Origin of the sequence: Gimesia aquarii (genome assembly GCF_007748175.1) — a bacterium.
GTDB lineage: Bacteria > Planctomycetota > Planctomycetia > Planctomycetales > Planctomycetaceae > Gimesia > Gimesia aquarii_A.
On sequence record NZ_CP037422.1, the window covers coordinates 5956061 to 5979911 of the forward strand.

The following is a 23851-nucleotide window of genomic DNA, read 5'->3' on the forward strand; positions in this document are numbered from 1 at the left end:
TTCAGCCAGGCTTGTACTCAGCCGGCTTGATCGTCAGCTGTTCTTTGCCTTGGGAATATTTCAAGCCGAGTTGTTTCAGATGATCTGCCGTCAATCGTTTTTCTTCGAATGCTTTTTTGATCTTGGAAACACTGAGCTTCGGTTTGAGTTCGACGATTTCAGATAACAGGCGCGCCTCTTTGTTCTTTCCAAAAACACAAATCGACATCAACCAGGCTGTGATCTGTTCAACCAACGATGACTGCATGAGCTTATCTAATAGACTAAGACTGTCTGCTTCTTTCAGACCAGATCGATACTCCACCCTGGCTGGCTGATCTTTGAAGCTCACCGAACCGTGTGGAAACGATTTGGTTTTCTTCTTTCCATCGATCAAGCTCGATCGATTAGCTTTGCAATACTCGTTCACTCGCTTGTTGAGCAGCTCCCTTCGGCTTTCAATCGTGACTGGGTCTTGATCATCGATCAAAACATATTTGCGTTGCTCAGATTCCTGTTTGAGTTTCTCGATATACCTGGTGCAAGTCGCGTTCACAGACTGATCAAAGGCGTTCAAAAATGAGAGTTCATTTAAAGCCTTGTCGAGATCTTCCTCTGTCTGAATGACGGGATCCGCTCCCAGCAATTCCGCAGCGGGTCGATCATTGGCGGTGAGGCTTTTCACGTTTGATTCCTTTCAACAATTTGAAACCAAGATAGATCAACGTCATCAAAGCAATGAAGACAAGAAAAACAGTTCCACTGTTTGATTCTGATTGATCCGCATTCAGCTGATCCGAATCGCTTGAATCTTCCGGAACCTCATACAACGGATCCGGTTTCGGTTCGATGATTTCGACGACTTCCGGATCGGGTTCTTGAACCGTAATCGTTTCAACTTTCTCGATCATGTCGAGTGCATCGTTTGCCAGAATTCCAGCAACGGCCGGCACCGGAGTTTTCTCCAATACCTCATCGACACGGTCCGCAGCTCCCTGGATCGGTTTCCGGATCTTTTCGCTGGGCCGGACTCGTTTTGAGGGGGGATTGTAAAAGGGGCGATACTGTTGTTTTTGATCGTCTGACTGACAACCAGGCAGTGTCAATAAAAGGATCAGGAAAGCGAAGATCCAAAGCAAAAGCATCGAAATAGAATCGAAAACTTTGGATTCCGGTCTATTTGGATCCGGGGAAATGGCCATCATTTGTGGTCGCTCCCGTAAGGCCCCTTTTGCCAATAGGGAGCGTACTCATTAAAAAGGGAATCTGAAAAGAGCCAACCGTCATAGGGAGCTGGATCACCTTGATCGAGCATATCCGGAACCATTTTGTCTGGTACCGCGATCACTTTGGGTTCCGGTTTGCGTTTGAGACGATCCACCAAATTACAACCACTAACGATCGTTAGTAATGCGACCACGAGAACGCATACGGTGAAACTGTGATTGAACCGCTTGTTCGTCTCGATTGGTCGCATTGCGTTGAATCCTTTCCGCTTCTTCCAGCCGTTCGTTTTCGTTGCTATGTTTTTTCTTGGTCCAGAAAAACAACAGCTCCAAAAGGGCTGCGATGATTCTTAATAGACCGCTCATTGATCACTCATTTGAAAACTGACTTGGATCGTGATATCTCTCCTCAGTTGGTTCGATTTCTCCAAACACCATTTGAATGGGAGCACTCTTTTCTAATTTGTGACCAATCCCGACAAGGCCGAAGGCGGCCAGTAATAGCTTGATCGCTTCCGCTGTCTGAATTTCACCAAGTAGCATTCCGCTTAGGGAAAAGACAATGGTAAGAAATGCAGTGAGATACGTTTTCTTACCGTCAAGCGCTTTGAATGGGAGTTTGTCGAGCATCAATCTGGCTTCCTTGCCATGCTGAGAAATGATATAAAAGCGGTATTGCTTCCCTGCGCTACCGCTCTGAAATTAACCGTCGCTTCTCCGCTCCATGGTTCGGCTCCGGCTTTTCGATTGCGTTTTAAATTAAGGATGGTACAACTCGCAAAAGTCAAGGGCAGATTATGAAGAGAAACAGGAAGATTGTTCAAGTAGAACTCAATACTGATGAGTGGTTGCCGTTAAGTCGTTATGCAGCCAAAGAGAAACGATCTATTCGCGGAATCGCGAAGGAGCAATTGATGCCGTTGATCCAGGAAGCAAAACGGAAGTTTCCGCGACAACCCATCAATGCATCCCCGCCGATCGATGATGTTCATTAATGGAATAATAATTTCGTCAATAAGACCGTCTTTTATCCTGAGAGGCTCTGGCTATGCACCGTCCCAGTGAAACGTTTATTAGAGCTTAAATGAAAAGATATCACTTGATTAAGGCCATCTAACCAATCTTCCTTGCATTAAGATACAAATTAAATTTCACTGATTTCAATGTTCAATGACTGTAGCGGAAGTATCATTCTCAGATACACTCACGGCTTGAGTACCTGACATATGAGTGTTAAGAAAAAACTTCGTAATCCGTTTGAAAACAGTTGAAACATGAACATAAATGCTTACAATCATAATGCACAAAATGACATGTTTGGGAGTATTAATTCATCTGAAGATCAGAAACTGAATTATAGACAAAGGAAAACAATGAAATTCATATTAGTAATCTTATGCCTTTTCATTCATACGCCTGTCTGTAAAGCAGATACCCCCCCTTTAGTCGCAGAAATTAAGTCGATTTCGCAATTGCATGGCTCATATCGTAGTAAGTATTCGCATTCTGCTCCACTTCACCTCAGTGGTATTACGACACATAGCGGAAACCTGTTTGTGGTTGGAGACAAGTCGAACGATCGATACCTTTACGGTATCGAACACAAGAATGGCCACTGGCACATAGTCAGCAGGCTCTCTCTTAACTACGAAAATGATAAAAGAATGCCGAGCTTTGAAGGTGTAGCGTGTAAAGGAAATACACTCTTTGTCGTCAATGAGGATCCAACGCACATTTACTCATTTTCATTTAATAGTAAAAGTACTCAACTCGATTACAATAATGAAATTAAAATAGACTTCGATCCGACTGGCCTATCAATAAACCACTGGGATAACTCAGGTTTTGAAGGAATCGCGTATGATAATCAATCGCGATTGCTGTATTTGGCTAAGGAACGGAACCCTAGATTCATTCTAGCTGTATCTCTTAATCATGCTGTTACTCGTGGCATAGTAGTTTCTCAGTTCGATGTTCCAGGAACAACCTTTACAGATGACACTCAAAGGCATCTTGGTCGAAAGAAAACGTACTCTGGACTCACGTTTCACAATGGCTTTCTTTATGCATTGGAACGACGTGGCTATTCGATAATAAAGATTGATCCCACAAAGAAAATAATTGTATCACGTCTGTCATTTGCCGCACTCAAAGATGGTAAATATGGTTCTTTATACAAAGAGGGGACACGATATGGCCTAGCCGAGGGTATCGTATTTCACAACGGAAATATTTTAATAGGGATTGACAATAATGGAAAAGATGTTGATCGAGATCATAATTTAGTAAAAATGTATAACCTCTCCGGAAACGAACCTTCAATCGTAATACTTGGCAAGCCGGATGAATTCTAACGTCGGTTTTTTAACAATTACGTAAACCAAATAAAAATTTTACTTTTCTACTCATATAAATTGCATTAGTGGATTTACAATATGAGAATTGAATTAGGTTCCTGAAAGAAGAGCTTTAACATATCACTTCTTTCTATTCTCGCAACTATCAATTCATCCCACGTTCGCTCCTAGAAAAACAAATCACTTATCGCGTCAATTGACATTTTATATGTTTTTCCAGGCTTCTCTTGTTTTAATATCAACAGGCAAAATGAGTTTGCCGAAGGGGCCTGATTTTGAGTTGAAGCTGCTACATCACTGCCGACCGGCAAGTATGGCAGCAATCCATATAGAGCCAATTGATAATATACAGAATCAGATTCTGCCTATTAAAAGTTATGAGTAAATCATGATCACGGAATTGCGCCAAAGACTGAAAACACTTGCATTGCTTGACGCTATCATTGAGCCCGAGTGGCAGTACCGTTATTTTTCCTATAACTCAAAATGGTCTGATTCTGAAGAGATGGGATCCCTTAGAGATGGTTCTGGTGGAGAGTGGTTTTTATGGATATCTGGTCAACTCGCTGGGTACAAGTGCTTAAGTCCTGAAGACGGACTAATGTCGAATATTGAGAGCGTGAATAACAAGATACCGAGTAGCTATGATTCGTTTGTTTCCGAACCGGCATTTAGCATGGATAAAGCCACCTGCGTTTGGTACCTAGAAAAATCAGAGTGGGTAAAGTTCGGATTACCTATTAAGTGGTTAATCGACCTAGAAACAGTATTGAAATGGTATGCGATTGATTATCACGTCTGGGCAACAGGTTATTATGAAAGAGAAATAAATATATCTGTTCTCGAGAAAATATTCGAAGGTAGTTTTAGTAGTGATCTTGCTATTAAACTAAATCCCGACATAGAAATGGATGGGTTGCAAATAGAGCTAGAAGAAATTGGAATTTACTTATAACAAGCATATGCAGTCGAACCGTTCCACTCGCTACCCGAGTGAAACGGCCGTTGATGCGAAGTGTTACTCTTGCCCTCGTTCGATATACTCAAATGCGTTTTTAAATGACTGTTTTAAAAGACACCCTCTAAAATAATGACTGAGTATCTCTTATTTACCAGACCATTTTCTGGGACTTTAGATTTCAATTTCGGCAAAGGAACGTCACTCTGCCCCTCGTCTCGATCATGGTCGGATTGCCAGAAGATCAACATTCGCTGTCATTCCAGTCTTCCCTGAATAAACCTGAAGCGGATACATACCATCAATTGATAATAGACAGAATTCTTGATAGATATAGACAGAATCAAATTCTGTCTATCAATAGTTAGGCCTCAAATATACGAGTAGCAAATATGTCGGATAATGGTGAGCCACTTATCGAAGCTCTTGAAGAAGCAGACGCGGGTGTCGCTCCATCACCATTCGGTGAGTTGTCTGTCAAGATCCCCGGCGCACCGGCATCCATTCAATCCAAAAAAGCCCAGCGAAACGCCTACATCGCACAAATCAAAACCGAGCTGTCAAAGTTTCAGTTCATTTTAACGGGACAGATAATTCTCGAGATCACATGGAACGTTCCAGCGAAGAGTCGCTACGAGACCGACGCCAAAGCAGACATTGACAACTGTCTGAAACCAATCATTGACGCGTTCACTGGGCCTGATGGAATCATGATCGACGATTGCCAGCTTAAGGGGCTTTATATCTCTTGGACCCACATCAATTCAGGAGATGAGTATTTGCATTTCCAATTCAAGTTTGATTCGGACCACTATTGTGAGCGAGATGATTTGGTATTCATTCGCCTCGAAAAGGGCCTGCGTTGTCCAGTGAACACCAATTGGCCCAAAGAGCTGAAAACTATTTGGGTTAAAGCGATCCAAGCAGGTGAAGACCTCAAAGCGATTCTTGAGAATGAAAATGTATCTTACTTGACGCTTGCCTCGATGACTGGTGGAGCACAACCGTTTCACGCAACGAGAACAGTTGGCTTTAGAGACTTGTCACCTGAAGAGTTTGCTGGCGAAACATAACAACAGGTCGAACTGGAGAGACCGTTCACGCGAAATATGAAATCACATTCGTTGGCTGTTACCCGATCAACCTAAAATTTACTTTTACCCTCGTTCGATAAAATCAAACGTTTTCTCAATTGCGTTTTTAAACCGTTTTAAAAGACACCCTCTAAAATAGTGACCGGGTAACTCATATTACCCAGACAAGAGGTCGGGTAAATATTATTTCCCGGAGACTTGTTATGATGGGGCACTGAAATGATTCTGCCTGTTTTTATCAATGGGGTTAAATTTCCTTATGGCGAATCTTGTGAAATCGACTTTGGGCTAAAGCATCAAGAGATCAAGACGCATGTCATTCAAGCGAGCCCAATGATTAGAATTGATGGTCTGATCTTGGACAATTATGATTTGATTTCTATTATTCTTCAAAAAATGAATCAAGCGGGTCGTGATTGAATGAAATTAAAAGTGTCCGGGTAACAACAATTTTACCGGACACTTTTTTCTATTTTTCAGAATTCTCTCGTTTTAATATCAACTGTCATCGAGGACTTTCTTTGGAAACAGTCTTTTAGTGGAAGTTGTGTTTGATCGGAGCTGCGAAATTTTTCAGATTAGCAGATCAAGAACGTTGGCTAAAAAACTCGATAATGTCTCTTCTTTTTGCTTCGATGTCTGTAGAATAATCAAATGAAGTGTATTGTTTGTTCTACACTGATTTCTAATAACTGTTGTGATTATAGACAGGGAACAAAATGGCAGATATTGTCCAATATCTCGTGCTTCGCCGCAGAAAAATTGCATCACCTACTTCGATTGAAGAGATTTACGGTCATCCGTATACCGTTAATCCCCGAGCGTCGGAAGATATGATAGTTGAGCAGATAAATGCGCCACTTGTAGAGCTCAACGAAATTCGGAGTGAGGAAGACTGCCTCGGTATCGCACCGGTCATCCCCTTAAGGCATATTGCCCCGATGAATCGAACTCAGCGCCCTTCAAATGGCGACACATCCATTTTGCCATGGGGGCTACGGGCAGTCGGTGTGGAGCGAACGGAATTGACGGGTCATGGTGTGACTGTTGCCGTACTTGATACCGGCATCGAGAAAGAGCACCCAGCGTTCTCCCACATTTTTTCGGGAATCGAATGTGAAAACTTCACCGGCGAAGAGGCTGTAGACTACGATGGTCATGGCACTCATGTCGCGGGGACAATCTTTGGTGAGAGTATCAACGGCGTCCGAATTGGCGTTGCACCTGGAATCAAAAAAGCGCTAATCGGCAAAATCATTGGAAGGCAAGGAACGACATCGGTGCAACTTCAACGCGGGCTTCAATGGGCCATTGAAAACGGTGCCAATATTGTTTCCATGTCTCTTGGCTTTGATTTCCCTCGCTACACCAAGAAACTGTGTGAGGAACTGCCGCGCGATGTGGCTTTCTCAAGAGCCCTACGAGCTTATCAGCAGAATTTGGATTTCTTCTCTACTTATGCCTCTCATGCGACTATTTCTGCCACTCAGCCATTGCTACTGGTTGCAGCCGCTGGCAACGAAACTAGGCGCGACGAAAGATCGGATTATGCAATAGACAAATCCCTGCCAGCGGCAGCTCCAGGATTTCTGAGCGTCGGTGCCCTCATGAATTCCGGTACGAAGCTTGAAGTGGCGTCGTTTTCTAACACCGGAGTCAGAGTTTCTGCGCCGGGTGTTGATATTCTATCCGCGATCCCTGGAGGCGGCGATTCAGAGATGAGCGGCACTAGTATGGCAACACCGCATGTGTCCGGTGTTGCCGCGCTATGGCTGGAATATCTGACGAAGAAGCAGGGGATCGTTTCCAGCGGTTTACTTGCGGATAAGGTGGTTGGAAGCGCCACCGATCAGTTTTTGGAAGGTGCTCCAGAAAGCGATGTAGGTGCCGGGATTGTGCAAACACCATAGAGGGTCCCGGCCAGTGGCAACACAAGCGTTGCTTTATTTCTGTTGAAATATGGAACGGTTGATTCGACACTTTTCAAACAGTACTAAACCCCTTTCATCTAGTCCGACACAAATTCCACTCACACGGACTCGTTGGCCGTCTTTGATTTGAACATATTGTCCGCCAGCTTCGATGAAATCATTCAGGAATCGATTCTCTTTAATGAGTTCAAAATCCTGATATCCGAACTCACAGTGTACCATGTCTTTTCCAGTCGTAGAGTCGCTGATTCGAAAAACGGGATATCGGCTTGTCATAAAGCCTTCAATCATAAAATTTCTTCCAACATATTCTTCTTCCGCCCATGTTGGCCGAGTCTCAAAATCGTTCCATAAAAGATCAATGGGAACGGGATTTCCTGGAATCCCTTCAAAAGTGTTCGGAAGCGTACCGCGACCGCTAGTGGTGCCCTCTGGAGAAATCTGCATCAAAGCACTAATGGCCATCGAAGTTGGATACTCCAGCAATGTCAACCCAAAGCTAAACAAAACGATCGGAAGACCAATAATAACCGTAGCAATCATGTGCGAAGCCCCAAAGCTCATTCCGGAAAACTTATTAAGATCTGTCGAGAATGATTGGTGCCCAAGGTTGTTAAGTACATGGACTCTAATGACTATGCAGGTCGCGATCACAATTCCGATAGACCATCCAAAAAGTGATATAAAAAGGATCCAGAAAAGTTCGTTAAGCAAAAAGTGGAGCACCCAATTAGTCCAGCTTGTGGAAACCACATAGCATAAAACGGTCGCGGGAAGGATAAGCCAACGGATTCCTCCCAAGATGCCGAGTTCTCCATAGATTCGTACAATTTCCGCATGCCACCTGCTGATCATTGAGATGATAGAAGCGAGTAACACAAAAAACATGCCCGTAATACCACAAATATGCCATCCGGATGACATGCCTTCACGCCACGCACGTGTCATCACGATACTGAAATTATCAAAATCGGTGGGGTCTGAGCTTTCATAGAAAATCGCGGCAGACAGCATTTGAAATGATCCGCCAACACCCCAGCCAGCCATACCAAACAGGCCATAAGCGCCAACTGTTGAGAACAAGACAAGTACCGCGCGAACAATAAATCCGTTGCGGTTGCGTTCATAGACGCTGTATTGGGCGGATTCTAAATGTCTTTCAATCAATTCCGTAAATACGTTTCCTTTCTTTGGTTCACCAGCAGGTTCACAGGGACTCTTATTATACCTGGAAAGCATATCGCCATTACGGTGGACTAAATATGGTGTAGGACTTTCTTGAATTGAGTGGCTCTGGATTCCAAACAATTTATTTTCTGCTGCCGCAACTGCGAGTGTCGCGATCCTGCTGTCACATGAGAGCTCGCGTGTGAATTCCGACTTAAGATCCCAGCAATGAGTTCCTTCACTGGTGCAGATCAGCACTTCATCAGATTCTGCGTCATACTCTAGAGCGATCACAGCAGATATCTCATCCGGGCCATCATTACTAGTGTGAAATGATGCTTGAACGACCAGTGTCAAGTTTTCAGAAGTCACCGAGCTGATGCCATGAGTACCGGCAATGACAAGTAGGTCAAATGAAGGTACCAGCGTCATCAACACAGAGTTACCAACTTCGAAAAGAGCTTCACATGACATCGAATTGGTGACGACATCTATACGGCATACCCTTCCATTATCAAAGCATACAAAACAGGTGTTGCGGTCGTGAATATCAAACGCAATACTTGTTACGATGCCTGGCCCCAAACTCAGATGACTGATAGATTTCCATTTCGTAGCATCCCAGACAAGAATAGTACCGGACGCAGTACCTGTTGCCAGAAGCGAACCACAACTGCTCCAACCAATTGCGGTTACTGATGTTGCGTGGCCGTATAGGACTGCGATATTCGCATTGTCCTCCCAGCACCAGACGCAAGCCGTCGCATCACAGGATGCCGAAGCAAAAAAGGCTCCTGAAGGTGCAAACGAGATCGCTGTGATCCTCCACGAATGCTTCCAAATTGGAGCCAGTTCCGCTGCCTGAGTCTGGATGTAGCAACTCTCACCGTCCGTGAAGACACATTTCTCCCCAAACCTATCGACAGCAATGACGGGATTCCAGTTTTTTTTCACCGATGAGAGTGACTGGAAGCGATTTTGTGGCTCTGATTTCCATCGGCCGTACGATTGAAAGACAATTAGACCGGGAATGATTGAACCGGTGAAACACGACAGCAATAGAAACAATGCGTCGCCACCCGGCATAAAACAAGTAAAATGTAAGAGTGCCTCTGGATCTTCATCATAGAAAGCAATCACATCAAGATAATAAGCTCCTAACACAACTAGCAAGGCAATCAGAAGATACTTCACAGCTCGTTGTTTGAACAACAGAATAACTGCAACTCCTAAGATGATTCCAAAGCAGGTCGCAACAAGCGAGTTCCATGTAGGTGGAAGAATGGATTCAACAACAACGAGAGTTACTCCGGTTGCTCCCGAACACAACGCTGCTCCCCAAACCGCTAATATCACTGAATGCCGATCAGTTATGCTGTCAAAAACGTGCTTCATAGGCGTAATAGGAATCGCGATTCGAAAGAAAAAGATCGCAAAAAGTGCACCGATGACGGCAGCCCAGAAACCGCACCACGTTGCATTGGTAAATCCTTCTCGCCATCGGTTTTGTTCGTCAATTGCCCAAAGATACCAGAACAGCTGTCGCAAAAGGACAACCCCCAGCAACACAGCAAATGCGGCGTTAAACATACTGAATTTTTGTTTGTAAGGTGCGATTTGGTCTGACGAAACAGGTACCCCCAGAGCAACGCTCCAAGTTGATAGGATCCAATCTGATAGATCTACGTCAAGACTGTTGTCTTTGAGTTGTGCTATGCACCGGGACGAGATCAGTTCGTATTTTCTTGGATCATCAAGACGCAGTAAATCAGCCACCACCCCGCTGTCAATCGCTCTGACTAGCAACGATATCAGAAAGCCCCTTTCCGGACATGCCTGCATAAGACGACTCCTGATTTCATCGGAGTTAAGAGCGATGTCAGGAGATTTTTCGATGATTAATTTGAGACTTTGACGCAAATTGCAGCCAACCGCCGCCGCAGCTTCATTGAGAGCTTCCAAAGCATTGGTTGTGTCAATTGCCGGGTCAGCCTTCTGAAGGTCACCCAGCCATTCTGGAACACAATCCTCATATGGAAGTTCTGCCGGAAGCGCCTTCATCTGCTCAACGATACCTAGCCGTTTAATAACAGCTTGAACTCGTAGCCGATTGGCCTGAGTCGTATAGGTTGAATCGGGTAAAGCCTTCTCCGGCTTCGTCATTGAATTATTCTTCAGTTGTCTCGGTTTATCATGTTGCAAAAGAACGTCCTCCGTCTCCAATCAACATCAGGCCACTCCAAAAATACGGATGATCGAAAAAAGGTACGTCCCAGTCTGCATCCGGTCCCTTGTAGTTTTTGACTTCGAGTACTGCAGCTCTGAAACTTGCCCCTACTGCGAGGCCCTCCTCACGCAGGCACATGTAAAATTTTTCAAAGAAGATCTGGCCCGGCTTTGAGTAGAGAAGCCAGCGTGCGCCTATAAAAGCTGGCACACCAAGCGACAGAATCGCTGCTGGAAATCCACTGATATCAGTTCTGGTATAGTCGCCCGGACGGCTCATTTCCGCTGAAAAGCAGACATTCATTGTCAGCAGTTGACAGCGTGGAAACCGCTTGCCGTTCTTCACGAGGCGAAACAGCGTATCACTGGAAAATTGTTCTCCAGGAAACAACCCGTCCACACCGGCGAACTCAAGCGAGGGAGCATTGGCCCGGCGGGAACTGTGGGAACTTCCGTGTAACATCAGATGAATCACGTCTGCCTGAGGCGCGAGATCAACGAAATCTCTTGCCGATGCGCGAGCCCCCATGAGAAGATGAGATTCTTCGCTGAAGTGACCAAGGATCCGATCCCGGACGAACTTACCATCACCAGATGCAGCGAGGTCGGATCCTATCGGCTGGGCAACGCCAAGCAATACAGGTGTTGCCGTCTGAGACTCTCTTTGGCGGGAGGCTGCAAGGACTTCGATGCTTGGCGCGAGAACAACTTCATACTCCTCGATGATGTGTCTTTTCGTGCGGATGTTGATCAGAGCTGGGAATGGGATCTGGTTTAAGTTCTTATCAGGAATTATCACCAGTCGATCAACTCCAGAATTCATCAATAATTCCATGACTTGGGACGGCAGGAAATAACGCGACAACTGCATTAGTGAAATGATAAAGGCTTTTTTAGAATCGAAGATCGATGTAAGGCTGCCGCCTGAGGCTTTCAGGCCTGAAGTCACCTCACTCAATAGACATTCGAACTCTTCCAGTGCACATTCAATTCCTTTTGTCTCAAGACGTATCAGATGGTGATCTCCTTCACTAAAGATTACTACCAGCAGCAATCTGTCACCGGCATCTGTTCTGTCATGGAACCAGGTAAAGTGCAGGATTGCTTCGCGATGGCCTGGTACATAGGCAACGTTAGACTGTGATGAATTTATTTTTGATGTATAACTGTTGTCTCTGCTGATCCATTCGCAGAGTGTTTGGGCTCGGCGCAGTTCTGATAGACGAACAACTTCACTGACGTCGTTTTCCGCTTCAGCAAGCCGAATGGAATTGTCAAAAGCAATTTGTGAAACCTGAAGCAGACGGTTGCGAGAAGGTGTTCCGACAGCTTCTGATTGAATAGGTGGCAGTGACATCCGCTCTTGGAAATAACAATCCACTGCGCGTTTGTAATAAGAGCGAGCAGCAGCGTAATTCTTTTCTTCAATTTGAAACTCATAGCACCACCCGAGTCTCTCAAGAACAACTCGCTGAAGATCCATCCTTTCGGTTCGGAGGATCAGTTGAGCAGCTTCTTCAAGTAAGCTGATTGCCTTCGCCGTATCAGCACGGTCTCGTTCTTCTTTGCCGATTAAAAGGTTAGCTTTTGCCAGCAGTATACGGGCCTGACCTGTCACGTTTTCTCCATCCCTGGCAAGAGTCATTGCTCTGTCGAGATGCTCAGAATCGACATCGGATGCCTTCCTCAATAAACTTGATTCGACGAGACGCAATAGTGCTTCCAGTTCGTAGTCGGGCAACTCAAGTTCGCGGCCGAGACTCCGGGCATCCTGAAACGTTGCATCTGCCTCCTTGAAGAGACCTTGCTCAAGTTCGGCATTGCCACGAATTAACAGAGACTCAGTCTCAGCAACATGTAGGCCTAGAGAAGAAAAAATAGCGATGGCCTGGGCAATCGTCTGCATTGCATCAGCGTATATCCCACATCTTGACAATGCTTCTGCGTAGTCTTTTAGGAGATGACCGGTGCCAATCTTCTGCTCACTTCTGTTAGCAACTTCTATGGCTGAATTAAAGCAGTCGCGGACATCGTCACCATTTCGCAACTGCCCGCTAATCACGCACAGTCGACGGTAGGAAAGCAGCACAGCTTCCTCGTCACCTGAATGTTTATGTCGTTCGAGAGCCTCCCGCTCAACAATGAGCCAGTGTCTTAAATGTCCCAACCGTGCAAATGCAGCCAAGACGAAGTCCATACTTACACCGACAATCCCATCGTCAGGAAACTTAGAAATAATCTCTCGCGCCGAATCCAAATCACCACGTCGCAGATACAGACGGTACAGTTCTTCCAACGCAAGTTTATCTCCAAGTTCTGATGCGCAAGAAAATGCTTCTGCGGATTCAGTAATGCGCCCTTGAAGCAAATATTGTTCACCGAGTTGGCGTTGAGCGGCTGAGACAGAATCATTCCCGAGCCAAATCGACTCACTACTGATAGCTTGCTTTGCATATTCCTCGGCTTCACCGAACTCCCCGCGTGCAGCATGTATTTCAGAAAGGAACAGTAGGACTTTTGTAAGTTCCGCCTTTGGACGAGACGTCCAGGACGTCGCACGTGACAAATCGTGCAGCGCACCATCTATATCTCCACGCCGATATCGCAGCTGTCCTAAAGAATAGAGCGAACGGACTGCAGCTGCATCGTTACCAGCTAAGCAAGCAGCATCGAATGCCCGGCCAAAGGCTTCTGTCGCATTATCAAAGAAACCAGCCCGGGTTGCACGTTCAGCAAAGGACAACGCGGTAGTCAACTGCAGTCGTGTATCACCCACGGCCCGCGAAGCTGTGTCGTTCAGCATTGCCACGATTGCCAGCTTGCGATCTGACAAATCCCAGTCGAGAAAACCGTCATGTTTGGTATCGTTGTTTCTGCCAGTCAACACAACGTCAATCGCCCTAATTCTTTCCTGAACAAGCAATGACCTGAGTGGTTCGGTCTTCAGAGCCTGCTGGGCATCGGAAATTGAGAGTATATTGGATTGTTGGTTTCCCGGAACATCCCCAACCACCTGATGCGCTAGCAACAAAACAGGATGATTGTACAACATTGTTTTTTGTTGCAGTACAGAGAGAATAATTGGGCGTACCAGGAACTCCGGAATACGAAGAGAAAATACAAGGACGCGACTAAGCGATTTGAATAGCAAACGCAATTGGCACCTTTATTGTTTTGAGACATGACAGTTAGGATGCATTAATCTATCTGACCACACAGAACTGTGCTCAAAAATACACACTGTCAATCAAAACACAAGATACAGAACTAATGCTCACTTGTCAAAACTTAGATTAGTTCAACAAAATTAGACAATCAAATATCCTTCCAGCAATTTGGGGGAGAATTAGAAGTGTTTCAGTTGCTGAGAAGCTTATTAAACTTATCCCGAGCTATTTTGATCTCAAACCGTTTTCAACACAAAAACTAGATCGAGTAAATCGATTCCCATCTTTACTTCACCTCAAACACAACCCCCAAATGTACCTTCTTCTAAAAAAATGACCGGGTAAAAATAATTTCCCGGTCACTTACCTAGGTATCAGTTCAAACCCGAATACTGACTTTAATTAGAAATGATACTAGCTCAGTCATCCTTAAAGAGTGAGCCCTGTTCGAACTGTTCATTAACGTGAGACTTAGGTTCGCTAGGTTTATTTGCTTTTCGCCTATTCAAAAGTGACCACGAAATATCTTTACACATTAAATAGACTCCATGTTTAATAGCATATTGAATCTGAATTGCATCGATGGCTTTCGTGTAAGGGAGCTTGTCAATAGTTGGTTCGGTTAATTCATTTTTTTTAAAGTTCCAAATCCTATATTCTTTTTGTACTTTAATTTCCTCCCATATTTTATTGAGCTCATCCTTTTCACTTTTTTTTAATGTAGAGTCACTTTTCTTTTGATAGCTTATTTTCGAATTCGGTAAAGGCCATCCTCCAAAAGCTATTTTCAGTTCAGAATCTGTTGCTTCACTGAGATTAATCACTTCAGGATAAATTTCATTGTTCCATTTAATTCCGAGTTTTTTTGCATTACTGGTAATACCTAGCTCTTCTGCTTTTTCATGTGATAGTTTTTTTGCCAATTTTGTAACTTTAGCCATTCTTGAATCGCCAGTAACGAGAATTACTGAATCCTCTCCAAGACGGCTTGTAAGGTGAGTAGCCATTCCGATAATAACGCAGTCAGTTGCTCCCATCATGATGGTTTTATTACCTTCAGATTCATCATTGAAATCGCAATTCACTGGTGAAATAACGCTAGACATCAGGGCGTGTTTAGGTTCATGCTCTAATTGTTCTAATACTCCGCTATTAACCATACTAAATAAAGTATCTCTTATTTCTTCGTAGTCATCTTGAGTTAGCAATATCGACGGGTCTGATCGAAATTCCCCCTTCCAAGATGCAAATCGATACTTATCAATAATACCTAATGTTTCAGCAATACAAATTGCCGGAGTATAAAGCTTTATACGAGGCCAATTTGACTTCATAACCGCTGCAATCAAATTATTACTTCGCGGGACTCTTTCTTGGGCTTTTGTGGATTTTTTGTACAAAAAATCTGAAAGTATGTTTGCGTCTAAAACAACATGTAATACTGAATCTGGCATATTTTTCACATAATTAGAAAGAGTTGAAGATGTTCAGTTATTAAAAATATTTCTTATAAGGTCTATTATTAAAAAAATTCTCTTGCGCTTTCTGTGATCTAGAGATATTATAGGTTATCCACTAGAGAACAAGGATACATCATGACAAAATGGACTGACAAACTCTACCTACAAGAATGTAATAATGGGCTTAAGAAATATAAGAACAAGATAGATTTAATCTTTGCTGATCCCCCATATAACATAGGATTTTCCTATGACGTATATGATGACAATAAGGAATGCAGTGAGTATTTGAATTGGTCAGAACAATGGATTAAATCAAGTATCAATGCACTTAAACCCACCGGGGCACTCTGGATCGCAATTGGAGATGAATATGTTGCTGAGCTCAAGATGATCGCCCAAAAAAATGGATTACACTTAAGGAATTGGGTGATCTGGTATTATACTTTTGGCGTTCACTGCAATAAAAAATTTGGAAGATCTCATACGCATCTACTTTATTTTGTAAAAGACCCAAACAAGTTCACTTTTAATGATGATGATATTAGAGTTCCATCTGCTCGGCAGCTCATATACAACGACAAAAGGGCAAATTCATCAGGCAAAGTTCCAGACAATACATGGATTCTTAGGCCACAAGATGCGTCTGAAACATTTAACCACGATCAAGATACTTGGTATTTCGCACGTATAGCTGGCACTTTTAAAGAGCGAGCTGGCTTTCACGGTTGCCAAATGCCGGAACAACTATTGGGAAGAATTATTCGTAGTTGTTCTAATCCAGATGATGTTGTATTAGACCCGTTCTCTGGATCGGGAAGTACGCTTTGTGTTGCCAAAAAACTTGGTAGACGTTGGCTGGGATTTGATATCTCTCCAGAATACATCCAGCTTGCACAAGCTCGTATCGATTCTGTTCGATCTGGAGATCCTTTGGAGGGTCCTGAAGATCCTCTTAAAAGTGCACCATCTGTTGCTGTTAAGAAAAGAAAAAATGAGGGAATAAATAATGAATTAATCATTAAAGCATTCAAGAAAGTTTCAAAAGGGAACTCCGTAGACAAAATTATTGCAGATCCAGTCTTAAATGCTTCGTTTGTTGATGAATGTAGCCTACTAAAAGTGCGTGGACGACCTAGTGAATGGAATCTTACTCTTATGGGGATGAGAAAAACTGGCCACTTCCCAGAGATAAAAGCAACTAAAAGAGTACAAATGCCATTTCAGAAAATGGATCCGTTCGAGTATGCCAGTGAAATTGCATTACGTCGCATGTTAGATATGGGTTATCCTAGTTTGGATCACATTCTTTGTGATCCGTATGCTGCATCACGCTTTGACAGCTATGCTAGAAGCTTAGCTCCGGGTTTTCGCTCTTTTGATTACCGATGGGCTGCTTTAAGAATTAGAAAAGAAGCTAGAGCGTGGAAAAATTCATCAGAGCAATTGCCTAAAAATAAGCTTCGAAAAAAAATCAATTCTTTTGATTTAGCAGAAATAAGTTTGAAAAAAATCCCTGATTCTCCGGCCGTATATGCATTAAAAAGAGGAAGTGACACATCTCTTCCAGTTTATATTGGAGAAACATGGAACTTATTAGATCGAGTAGAACGTACCTTATCAACGATGTCCGCGCTGAACCAATTTGTACCAAACTCAGGTGATTGGGTTTTAGAGCATTATGAAAGCAGGAACTCAGATCATATTGAAAGAAGAGGACTTCAATCATATCTAATAGGCCAAACTAGACCTAAGATGAATTTTTTAGAGTTAGCAGCTTTATGACTGATCACTCAATCGTAGAGAGAACTATTGATTTTTCAGGTCTATTTGAATCTGAAGTTCTTACGGAGTTGCTTCTTCGTTATTATAAACATCCGCTTGCTGATGATAAAGAATTCCGGAATAACCTCCTCGAAGCAGCTACAGGCGCACTTCGCCATGCTGCAGCTGGTATGAAACTAATAGATAGTTTACCAGCTATGAAAACCAATTTTATTGTTGCGATTTGGTATTCTGAAGGCGTATCTATTTCAACAGATGATCAAGATATCCCGACTGAGATGATGCTAGAAAGAAAAGCATGGCTTGAACGGATTCAAAGGTTAATTCCATCTTGTTTTCAGGAGCCTGAAGAATAGTTTCTTGTAAATAATGACCGGTAAAACATCGTTTATCGGTCATATCACAGTGATCCCACAGAAGAATAATGTCCCGGAAATATAATTTACTATTCACTTCAGTTGGCACTTTGCCATTTCAGTTTATGCAAATATTATGTAGCCATTAATCATAAGGATTAAGGCACACAGAACACTAGCACTAGTTGTCAGGACGATAAAGATGAGCAAACACCCTATAGCTGAACTTGGAACATTATGAGCTGACAATAATCTGTCCAAGTAGGTCTTGGCTTCTTTGAACCCTGTTCCATGTGCCTGGCGATACATTTTTAGTGCTGCAATCTTTCCGCTGCGCTTGTACACGATCAAAATCTGGTAATCAAAAGGGGTAAGTTCGGGAGTTCCAGAGCGAAGAGTTTCGTCGTATGCCATACGCGATGCTGGATCGGAGAGGATATTGAATGCTTCGGTAATCTGTTTGAACTTGGCCGTTCCTTCGAAGCTTGGATCACGATCAGGATGGTACTTTGCGGATAATGTCTTGTAAGCGGCTTTAATAATAATATCACTGGCATCAGGTTGAATTTGCAAGATTTCGTAATGGGACGTGTTGGTCATTCTTTTTTGCTATGCCTTTTAGTTCCTCAGTATTGAATAATATTTAGATATATCATATAGATCTGGCATGGCAACCAGGCGGTGGCCAAGAAACATCGAGTTGAGAATCCGCCCGATTCGCCAGTTGGATTGTCCGTTTTGTTATGCCACTCAGAGGAGTTCTTGCTTGATCATCTTCTCCCCAGCTCGTCTAAGGTGCCGTTCAATGCAAGGCTCCAACTTGGGCTTTACATCGGAAACAGCAAAAGAACGCACCTTGAAATCGCGGTCATTTGGATAGTAACCGAAGCTGTATACCTTTCCGAGCGTTTCTGAGCAAATTTCATAGATTATGTCAACCTTTGGCCGAAAAAGCAGTAGCTTCTTGTGCGAAAATGTGATCTCCACTTTGCAGGTAATGTCGCCATTCGCGGGACGATGATTGAGCTTTGCCTCCGCCACGAACATTGGGAAGATACCGTCTTGTGCTGGCCCCTGCGTGGCATCCCATGATTCAACCGACTCCACCACAAGTTTAATGCCCAGTGGATCGGATACCTTGATAAATGTTGGGCACACATAGTCGGTCAGCGTAGCAACTGCGACCTTACTCCACGCCTCGAATGCGTCGTCATGCTGACTCTTGTCACTCTTCTTCGCGTCGAGGTGACTGGCAATTCGTTTTTCTAGGTCGTCGGTCATGGTTCTAATTTTGCGTTTCTTAAGGCCGTTATGACATAATTTGAATTACTCTGAATTATTTCGGTATAATCAATTAACGGCAGTGCTAATGAAATTTTGTTTAACCAGAAATGAAGTGTCAAGAGAAAATTGAGGAAGTTGCTATAAACAAAGAAATAAGTTTGAATGAATCAAATCGCACCATGATTTCCTTTCTAAAATTAAAAATGATGGGTGGGAAATTACAGTTACCCGGTCAATCTTGGAAAACCCCTCAAAGTGAAACGGCGTCTCGCCATCATCCACGTGGTTCGGTATGAGATTCGAAGTTTGAGTGATCATTTTTTCGGTCCCTCTTCGATCACAGATAACCGCTGCAATGTCTGCTCAATCATTGTTTGCATTTCTTTCACTTTTGACTGGCATTTTTTATAGAGATGACGCTGCATCTCCTTTGGTAGTGTCAACATCTGGTCGCGGGCTTCGATCACACATTCCGCGGCAAACAACTCGTATTCTTCCCGACTGATCAGCTTCTCATCTGCGATTAAATCTTTACGCTCCAGGTCCTTCCGCTTCAATTTCTCCTGAAGCAGCTTCTCTTTTTTGAGTTCTTCGTTGAGCTTCTGGGATTCTCTGTCTGCTTTCTCATCGCGATAAGATGCCACCCACGCATCACACTCAGAAACATCAAAGACTCTCTTTCGTTGAGTTCCACTAACCGGAAGTCCTTTTTTGATCCAGTTCTGAATCGTCTTGTCGCTAACGTCCCATCGTTCGGCAGCAGCAGAAAACCAATGACACAATTGACCGGCTCCGTTTTTTGCATTGGAGCCTGTTTTTTAGCTGTTTTTTTCGTTTTTGACGTGGTGCGTTTTGAAGTGGCTCTTTGGGATGATCGCTTTGCTGATGTTTTGCCCCTCAATTTAATAGGAAGAAGAAGAAGTCACTTAAAATTTCGTTTTGAAACCAAAAAAGTGCGATTTAAGCACCGCGCACGGTGCCGGCCCCCCGCGGGAGGACCCGAGAATTTTTTTAGCCAGGCTTGTACTCGGCTGACTGATCTTAAAAGCTTACCGAATCGTGTGGAAACGATTTGGTTTTCTTCTTTCCCTCAATCAAAATCATTATTTTGTTGTTCAGATTCCTGTTCGAGTTGCTCGATGTACCTGGTGCAAGTTTCATTGGTCGACTGATCAAACTCGTCCAGGTATGACAGCTCATTCAAAGCCTTGTCGAGATCTTCATCAGGCTGAATGATGGGATCAGCTCCCGGTAATTTATCAGCTGGACGATCATTTGAGCTATGGCTTTTCATATTTGATTCCTTTCAACAATTTCAATCCGAGATTGATCAGAGCAAATAAGGCAACGAAGACTACGAAACTTGTTCCCGTTGAGGCCCCTCTTGCCAATGTGGAACGTATTCATTAAAGAAAAGAGCGATCCATCATCGGGAGCTTGTGCACCTTGATCGATCATGTCTGGAATCCACGTAGGGAAAATACAACTGCCAGAAATGTAGTGGGATAGGTTGTCTTACCATCAAGCGGTTTGAGAGGGAGTTTCTTCGAGTATTGATTCGGCTTCCTTGCCTGATTAAGAAATGATATAAAGAGCGGTAATGCATCCATGCCCTACCACTCTCTGAAAATGACTGGCGTTTCATGTGATCCATCATTCTACACCAGTTTCTTTTCGCAGTTACAATTTCGCATTAACTCGTTTAAAAAAGTCAAGGGCAGTTGGATTATGAGAAGAAAAAAGACAATTACGATCGAGCTTGATCGGGATGACTGGTGGCCGCTATGTCGCTACGCGGCAAAAGAGAAGATCTCGATTCGAGGGCTCGCAAGAAAAACGTTGATGCCATTGATCGACGATCTGAAAAGACGGTATCCACGGCAACCAGTCAATGAATCCCCGTCGATCGAAGATGTTCATTAATTGTACATTGATTTCGCCAATACGATCGCATTCGGCCCTGAGAGACATCAATTAGGGTTTAAATGAAATCGTATCGTATGATTGGGGCCACCCATTAATGAAAAGTGTCTGGTCATAGCTATTACCCGGTCATTATTTTAAAGGGTGTCTTTTAAAACGGTGGTATTAAGGCACATACTGGAGTGCATAGGAGTTTGTGGAGCGATAAGTGACTGAGATGATTAAATAAAACTTGACGGCAAGTTCTGAATAATCCTGCATTTACATGCCGTCTGATTTTTTTACCCTATTCTAACGAAAATCCACGCGGCTCGGACTTCGCATAACAACTAAGTGCCGTTGCGCGAAGCATATAGAACACCTTGTCAACAACTCCGAATTCCCAGTCGTCGAATAGAAATATATTTAAAGTCCAAGTGAAGTCTTCGGCGAACAATTTTTTCCTGAGTCGAGTGCGTGATCGAAACGTGCGGCTGTGGTTCAGATGATTTGTTCATAATTGTATAGACACAAAAATCAGCATCAACAACGCTGATTGCTACATGCCTTGTTAGGTTGTCTGCTTGGAGGATTTTTGCTGCATAGCTCGGAAAAATCGTTCAGTCGCATAAGTTGGAAGCTCCTCTCTAAGTGCCGACCGGCCTTGCGCTCTGATCACATCTTTTTCGGCATCAAGTTCTTGGGTAAGTCGAGGATCCCCTGCGATTGTAGCCTTATACACGTCGTAGAGCCGCTTGTGGACGAATACCAAGTCAGAATGACTGTCACCGGTACGATGTAAGAGGCCGAGTTGAAGTAAGCTACGAGCACCCGCAAACTCCTCATCATGATGTGTGGTCCCGTAAGGCAGCAGGAACTCCAGGGGGGTACACTCTTTTCCTTCAAGGAACCAGAGAAACCAGCGGCGTTCTCGACATGGTGTGCGAAGAAGGTCTCGCAGGGTTTCCTCACTACCAGGCCGGACCCGGCCTGCCTTGCGCTTGCGAACAAACCATGTTAGTCGTTCAGCCACCCAGTTTCGACCAGTAGCCGCGCCGCGCACAAGGGAGTGATGTAGCTCAAGCGCGTTTAACCAGAGGCTCGCAATTACTACTAGGCTGACAGTGAGCCCGACGCGAGGTTCTGAAAGGACTTGGCTGATAGGGATCAAGCCTTCCGAATCAGCCACAAGAAGGACAACGATGGCAACCCCGAGCCAGAACCAGAGAGCGGCATCTCTAAGGACTTTCTCGGTGAACTTCAGTCCCGAATCGACGATGTCTTTCCAGGTCATAATGCTCCTTAGGAACCTAACTCGAATTAGGCTAAATATTTTTGATGTAACCCATTAAGAGTAGAACGAGTTATAATTCTGTTTAACTAAGGATGAATTGTCAACAGAATATAGAGTAAGTTGCTATGATCAAAGGAACTAGGTTGAGTGACTCGAATCGGGAAAAGTGGAATTCTGAACTACGAATCAAGGGTTAAAAGAATCATCATCGTAGCATTGTATTTTTGTTGATTCGCCCATCGTTTCACTTTCTAAAACTCGTTTATAATAAAGAAAAAGTGACCGGGTAACAGCTAATACCCGGACAATCTTTTTGAGGGTGTCTTTTAAAGTCGTCATTTAAAAATGCTTTTGAGAAAAAGAATCCATGTAAGCCGTGTGTTCCTCGATCGCCAATACTGGTATCAAGGAGAACTGATTCTTAACTCACACACAAGGAGTACATGACAATGAAGATTCTTGCAATCGATCTAGGAAAGTTTAAGTCGGTCGCCTGTCGGTACATTACCGAAACCGGCAAGTCGGATTTTCTGATAGTGCAAACGCATGTGTTCTCTTTCGAGCAACTGTTAAGTAAGGAAAGTCCCGATCTGGTCGTCATCGAGACCTGCTCGATTGCAGGTTGGGTGCACGACTTGTGCTGTCACCATGGCGTGAGGTGCGACGTCGCCAATCCCAGCAACGAGGCCTGGAAGTTCAAAAACATCAAACGCAAAACGGATCGTGATGATGCACTCAAGCTGGCTCAACTAGCAGCATTGGAACAACTCCCAACAGTTTATGTCCCAACCCCAGAGATACGACAGCGGCGAGCGCTGCTGAAGTATCGTCAGTCATTGATTACTCGTTGGATTGCGATCCAGAATCACTTGCGAGCTCTCTTTCAACAACAAGGAGTTCTACTTGACCGTGGCCATCGTGCGTGGACAGAAACGGGCTTGCTAGCAATCGAACAACATGTGAAACCATTAGAGCAATGTGGTCCGGATGAACTTTGGTGTGGTGAAGTGGCCCTCGAACTCCAGGCGTTCAAGAGTATCTGCCAACAACTGCAGCAAGTGGAACGCAAGCTGGACGTATTTGCAAAGACGGACGCCAAAGTGAAACTGTTGCGGACCATCCCCGGCGTTGGACGTTGTACGGCCGAGGTCGTCGTTGCATACCTTGATGATCCACAGCGTTTCACCAACGGCCGTCAGGTCTCCGCCTATGCAGGACTAGTTCCCAAACAGTTTCAATCCGGTGAAACCGACCGTCGTGGACGGATTACTCGCCGAGGACCATCTTTGTTACGAAAGATGCTGGTTGAAGCGGGATGGATCTTGTTGCGGCACAACCTCTGGGCTCAGCGGTTGGTGAAGAGGCTTTCGCGTGGTCAGAAGACGCGCAGAAAACAGGCGATCGTGGCTTTGGCGCGAAAACTACTCGTGCGTTGTTGGGCAATGCTACGAGACGGCACGCCTTGGTGTGATTTTCTACCGCTGCCAGCAACCACCTGACCATTGGGCCGAACAACATGATAATCAGACGCACTCGCCAGCATGATTCGCCAGAAACAAGGGAACTGTCCGCGTCAGCTCGATACTCAAACAGCGAGGTCGCTCCTGCGACAGAATCGCGTGAAAACGTATGAGCAGCGCGGCGTATTTGGATGAATGAGACTGT

At 44.2% G+C, this 23851-nt stretch carries 23 protein-coding genes; 10 read left to right on the top strand and 13 right to left on the bottom strand.

Annotated features, from left to right (window positions below; genetic code table 11):
• Nucleotide 1 precedes the first annotated feature (1 nt).
• The 5 genes from V202x_RS22520 to V202x_RS22540 are packed head-to-tail and all read right to left on the bottom strand — an operon-like array spanning nucleotide 2 to nucleotide 1835.
• Entirely contained in the window at nucleotides 2-664 is a 663-nt protein-coding gene (locus V202x_RS22520) for a host-nuclease inhibitor Gam family protein (protein WP_145179084.1), read from the bottom strand.
• Entirely contained in the window at nucleotides 642-1184 is a 543-nt protein-coding gene (locus V202x_RS22525) for a hypothetical protein (protein WP_145179085.1), read from the bottom strand. Before V202x_RS22525 ends, V202x_RS22520 begins: the two co-directional genes overlap by 23 nt.
• The gene (locus V202x_RS22530) at nucleotides 1181-1360 is read right to left on the bottom strand and encodes a hypothetical protein (protein WP_145179086.1); all 180 of its coding nucleotides are present in this window, start codon (nucleotides 1358-1360) and stop codon (nucleotides 1181-1183) included. Before V202x_RS22530 ends, V202x_RS22525 begins: the two co-directional genes overlap by 4 nt.
• 13 nt (nucleotides 1361-1373) lie before the next feature.
• Complete coding sequence (locus tag V202x_RS22535; RefSeq protein ID WP_145179087.1) at nucleotides 1374-1571, bottom strand: hypothetical protein; 198 nt, start codon at nucleotides 1569-1571, stop codon at nucleotides 1374-1376.
• Nucleotides 1572-1574: 3 nt separating this feature from the next.
• Nucleotides 1575-1835 carry a hypothetical protein gene (locus V202x_RS22540; RefSeq protein ID WP_145179088.1) on the bottom strand — a complete coding sequence of 87 codons (261 nt, stop codon included), beginning with the start codon at nucleotides 1833-1835 and terminating at the stop codon, nucleotides 1575-1577.
• Between the two features lie 167 nt (nucleotides 1836-2002).
• Between V202x_RS22540 and V202x_RS22545 the strand changes: the two genes are divergently transcribed.
• From V202x_RS22545 to V202x_RS22570, 6 genes are all read left to right on the top strand, one after another.
• Complete coding sequence (locus V202x_RS22545) at nucleotides 2003-2200, top strand: hypothetical protein (RefSeq protein WP_144984070.1); 198 nt, start codon at nucleotides 2003-2005, stop codon at nucleotides 2198-2200.
• Nucleotides 2201-2578: 378 nt separating this feature from the next.
• A complete protein-coding gene (locus tag V202x_RS22550) occupies nucleotides 2579-3559 on the top strand; it encodes an SdiA-regulated domain-containing protein (protein WP_197993049.1) in 981 nt (326 codons plus the stop codon).
• A gap of 391 nt (nucleotides 3560-3950) precedes the next feature.
• Entirely contained in the window at nucleotides 3951-4517 is a 567-nt protein-coding gene (locus tag V202x_RS22555) for a hypothetical protein (RefSeq protein ID WP_144984076.1), read from the top strand.
• A gap of 395 nt (nucleotides 4518-4912) precedes the next feature.
• Entirely contained in the window at nucleotides 4913-5593 is a 681-nt protein-coding gene (locus V202x_RS22560; protein ID WP_144984079.1) for a RusA family crossover junction endodeoxyribonuclease, read from the top strand.
• Nucleotides 5594-5833: 240 nt separating this feature from the next.
• Nucleotides 5834-6034 (top strand): hypothetical protein, encoded by a 201-nt coding sequence (locus tag V202x_RS22565; protein ID WP_145179089.1) that lies wholly within the window; start codon nucleotides 5834-5836, stop codon nucleotides 6032-6034.
• Between the two features lie 299 nt (nucleotides 6035-6333).
• The gene (locus V202x_RS22570; protein ID WP_145179090.1) at nucleotides 6334-7524 is read left to right on the top strand and encodes a S8 family peptidase; all 1191 of its coding nucleotides are present in this window, start codon (nucleotides 6334-6336) and stop codon (nucleotides 7522-7524) included.
• A gap of 33 nt (nucleotides 7525-7557) precedes the next feature.
• Here the strand turns inward: V202x_RS22570 and V202x_RS22575 are convergent, their stop codons facing one another.
• The 3 genes from V202x_RS22575 to V202x_RS22585 form a co-directional block, all read right to left on the bottom strand.
• Nucleotides 7558-10875, bottom strand: coding sequence for a WD40 repeat domain-containing protein (locus tag V202x_RS22575; protein ID WP_145179091.1), 3318 nt, complete (start codon nucleotides 10873-10875; stop codon nucleotides 7558-7560).
• Nucleotides 10876-10903: 28 nt separating this feature from the next.
• A complete protein-coding gene (locus V202x_RS22580) occupies nucleotides 10904-14095 on the bottom strand; it encodes a CHAT domain-containing protein (RefSeq protein WP_145179092.1) in 3192 nt (1063 codons plus the stop codon).
• A gap of 429 nt (nucleotides 14096-14524) precedes the next feature.
• A complete protein-coding gene (locus V202x_RS22585; RefSeq protein ID WP_145179093.1) occupies nucleotides 14525-15559 on the bottom strand; it encodes a hypothetical protein in 1035 nt (344 codons plus the stop codon).
• A 141-nt stretch (nucleotides 15560-15700) separates the two neighbouring features.
• On the opposite strand from V202x_RS22585, the gene V202x_RS22590 reads away from it, so the two are divergent.
• Nucleotides 15701-17350: a DNA-methyltransferase gene (locus V202x_RS22590; protein ID WP_145179094.1), complete on the top strand. Its 1650-nt coding sequence runs from the start codon at nucleotides 15701-15703 to the stop codon at nucleotides 17348-17350.
• Nucleotides 17347-17706, top strand: coding sequence for a hypothetical protein (locus V202x_RS22595; protein ID WP_145179095.1), 360 nt, complete (start codon nucleotides 17347-17349; stop codon nucleotides 17704-17706). Before V202x_RS22590 ends, V202x_RS22595 begins: the two co-directional genes overlap by 4 nt.
• A 123-nt stretch (nucleotides 17707-17829) precedes the next feature.
• Here V202x_RS22595 and V202x_RS22600 read toward each other — a convergent pair whose 3' ends face one another.
• From V202x_RS22600 to V202x_RS22615, 4 genes are all read right to left on the bottom strand, one after another.
• Nucleotides 17830-18306 (bottom strand): J domain-containing protein, encoded by a 477-nt coding sequence (locus tag V202x_RS22600; RefSeq protein ID WP_145179096.1) that lies wholly within the window; start codon nucleotides 18304-18306, stop codon nucleotides 17830-17832.
• A gap of 150 nt (nucleotides 18307-18456) precedes the next feature.
• Nucleotides 18457-18987 (bottom strand): hypothetical protein, encoded by a 531-nt coding sequence (locus V202x_RS22605; RefSeq protein WP_145179097.1) that lies wholly within the window; start codon nucleotides 18985-18987, stop codon nucleotides 18457-18459.
• Nucleotides 18988-19304: 317 nt separating this feature from the next.
• On the bottom strand, nucleotides 19305-19772 hold the full coding sequence (locus V202x_RS22610) for a terminase small subunit (protein WP_145179098.1): 468 nt from the start codon (nucleotides 19770-19772) through the stop codon (nucleotides 19305-19307).
• Between the two features lie 308 nt (nucleotides 19773-20080).
• The gene (locus V202x_RS22615) at nucleotides 20081-20284 is read right to left on the bottom strand and encodes a hypothetical protein (protein WP_145179099.1); all 204 of its coding nucleotides are present in this window, start codon (nucleotides 20282-20284) and stop codon (nucleotides 20081-20083) included.
• A gap of 434 nt (nucleotides 20285-20718) precedes the next feature.
• Here V202x_RS22615 and V202x_RS22620 point away from each other — a divergent pair, with 434 nt between their 5' ends.
• Nucleotides 20719-20913, top strand: a complete 195-nt coding sequence (locus V202x_RS22620; RefSeq protein WP_145179100.1) for a hypothetical protein — start codon at nucleotides 20719-20721, stop codon at nucleotides 20911-20913.
• A gap of 550 nt (nucleotides 20914-21463) precedes the next feature.
• Here V202x_RS22620 and V202x_RS22625 read toward each other — a convergent pair.
• Nucleotides 21464-22081 carry a hypothetical protein gene (locus tag V202x_RS22625; protein ID WP_145179101.1) on the bottom strand — a complete coding sequence of 206 codons (618 nt, stop codon included), beginning with the start codon at nucleotides 22079-22081 and terminating at the stop codon, nucleotides 21464-21466.
• 554 nt (nucleotides 22082-22635) lie between these two features.
• On the opposite strand from V202x_RS22625, the gene V202x_RS22630 reads away from it, so the two are divergent.
• Nucleotides 22636-23685 carry an IS110 family transposase gene (locus V202x_RS22630; protein WP_145179102.1) on the top strand — a complete coding sequence of 350 codons (1050 nt, stop codon included), beginning with the start codon at nucleotides 22636-22638 and terminating at the stop codon, nucleotides 23683-23685.
• The last annotated feature ends 166 nt before the right edge of the window (nucleotides 23686-23851 follow it).

What these genes read in the sequence shown, in the direction of transcription:
- V202x_RS22525 (WP_145179085.1), bottom strand. Translation starts at nt 1,184, where the DNA reads ATGATGGCCATTTCCCCGGATCCAAATAGACCGGAATCCAAAGTTTTC.
- V202x_RS22535 (WP_145179087.1), bottom strand. Translation starts at nt 1,571, where the DNA reads ATGAGCGGTCTATTAAGAATCATCGCAGCCCTTTTGGAGCTGTTGTTT.
- V202x_RS22540 (WP_145179088.1), bottom strand. Translation starts at nt 1,835, where the DNA reads ATGCTCGACAAACTCCCATTCAAAGCGCTTGACGGTAAGAAAACGTAT.
- V202x_RS22545 (WP_144984070.1), top strand. Translation starts at nt 2,003, where the DNA reads ATGAAGAGAAACAGGAAGATTGTTCAAGTAGAACTCAATACTGATGAG.
- V202x_RS22550 (WP_197993049.1), top strand. Translation starts at nt 2,579, where the DNA reads ATGAAATTCATATTAGTAATCTTATGCCTTTTCATTCATACGCCTGTC.
- V202x_RS22555 (WP_144984076.1), top strand. Translation starts at nt 3,951, where the DNA reads ATGATCACGGAATTGCGCCAAAGACTGAAAACACTTGCATTGCTTGAC.
- V202x_RS22560 (WP_144984079.1), top strand. Translation starts at nt 4,913, where the DNA reads ATGTCGGATAATGGTGAGCCACTTATCGAAGCTCTTGAAGAAGCAGAC.
- V202x_RS22565 (WP_145179089.1), top strand. Translation starts at nt 5,834, where the DNA reads ATGATTCTGCCTGTTTTTATCAATGGGGTTAAATTTCCTTATGGCGAA.
- V202x_RS22570 (WP_145179090.1), top strand. Translation starts at nt 6,334, where the DNA reads ATGGCAGATATTGTCCAATATCTCGTGCTTCGCCGCAGAAAAATTGCA.
- V202x_RS22575 (WP_145179091.1), bottom strand. Translation starts at nt 10,875, where the DNA reads ATGACGAAGCCGGAGAAGGCTTTACCCGATTCAACCTATACGACTCAG.
- V202x_RS22585 (WP_145179093.1), bottom strand. Translation starts at nt 15,559, where the DNA reads ATGCCAGATTCAGTATTACATGTTGTTTTAGACGCAAACATACTTTCA.
- V202x_RS22590 (WP_145179094.1), top strand. Translation starts at nt 15,701, where the DNA reads ATGACAAAATGGACTGACAAACTCTACCTACAAGAATGTAATAATGGG.
- V202x_RS22595 (WP_145179095.1), top strand. Translation starts at nt 17,347, where the DNA reads ATGACTGATCACTCAATCGTAGAGAGAACTATTGATTTTTCAGGTCTA.
- V202x_RS22600 (WP_145179096.1), bottom strand. Translation starts at nt 18,306, where the DNA reads ATGACCAACACGTCCCATTACGAAATCTTGCAAATTCAACCTGATGCC.
- V202x_RS22605 (WP_145179097.1), bottom strand. Translation starts at nt 18,987, where the DNA reads ATGACCGACGACCTAGAAAAACGAATTGCCAGTCACCTCGACGCGAAG.
- V202x_RS22615 (WP_145179099.1), bottom strand. Translation starts at nt 20,284, where the DNA reads ATGAAAAGCCATAGCTCAAATGATCGTCCAGCTGATAAATTACCGGGA.
- V202x_RS22620 (WP_145179100.1), top strand. Translation starts at nt 20,719, where the DNA reads ATGAGAAGAAAAAAGACAATTACGATCGAGCTTGATCGGGATGACTGG.
- V202x_RS22630 (WP_145179102.1), top strand. Translation starts at nt 22,636, where the DNA reads ATGAAGATTCTTGCAATCGATCTAGGAAAGTTTAAGTCGGTCGCCTGT.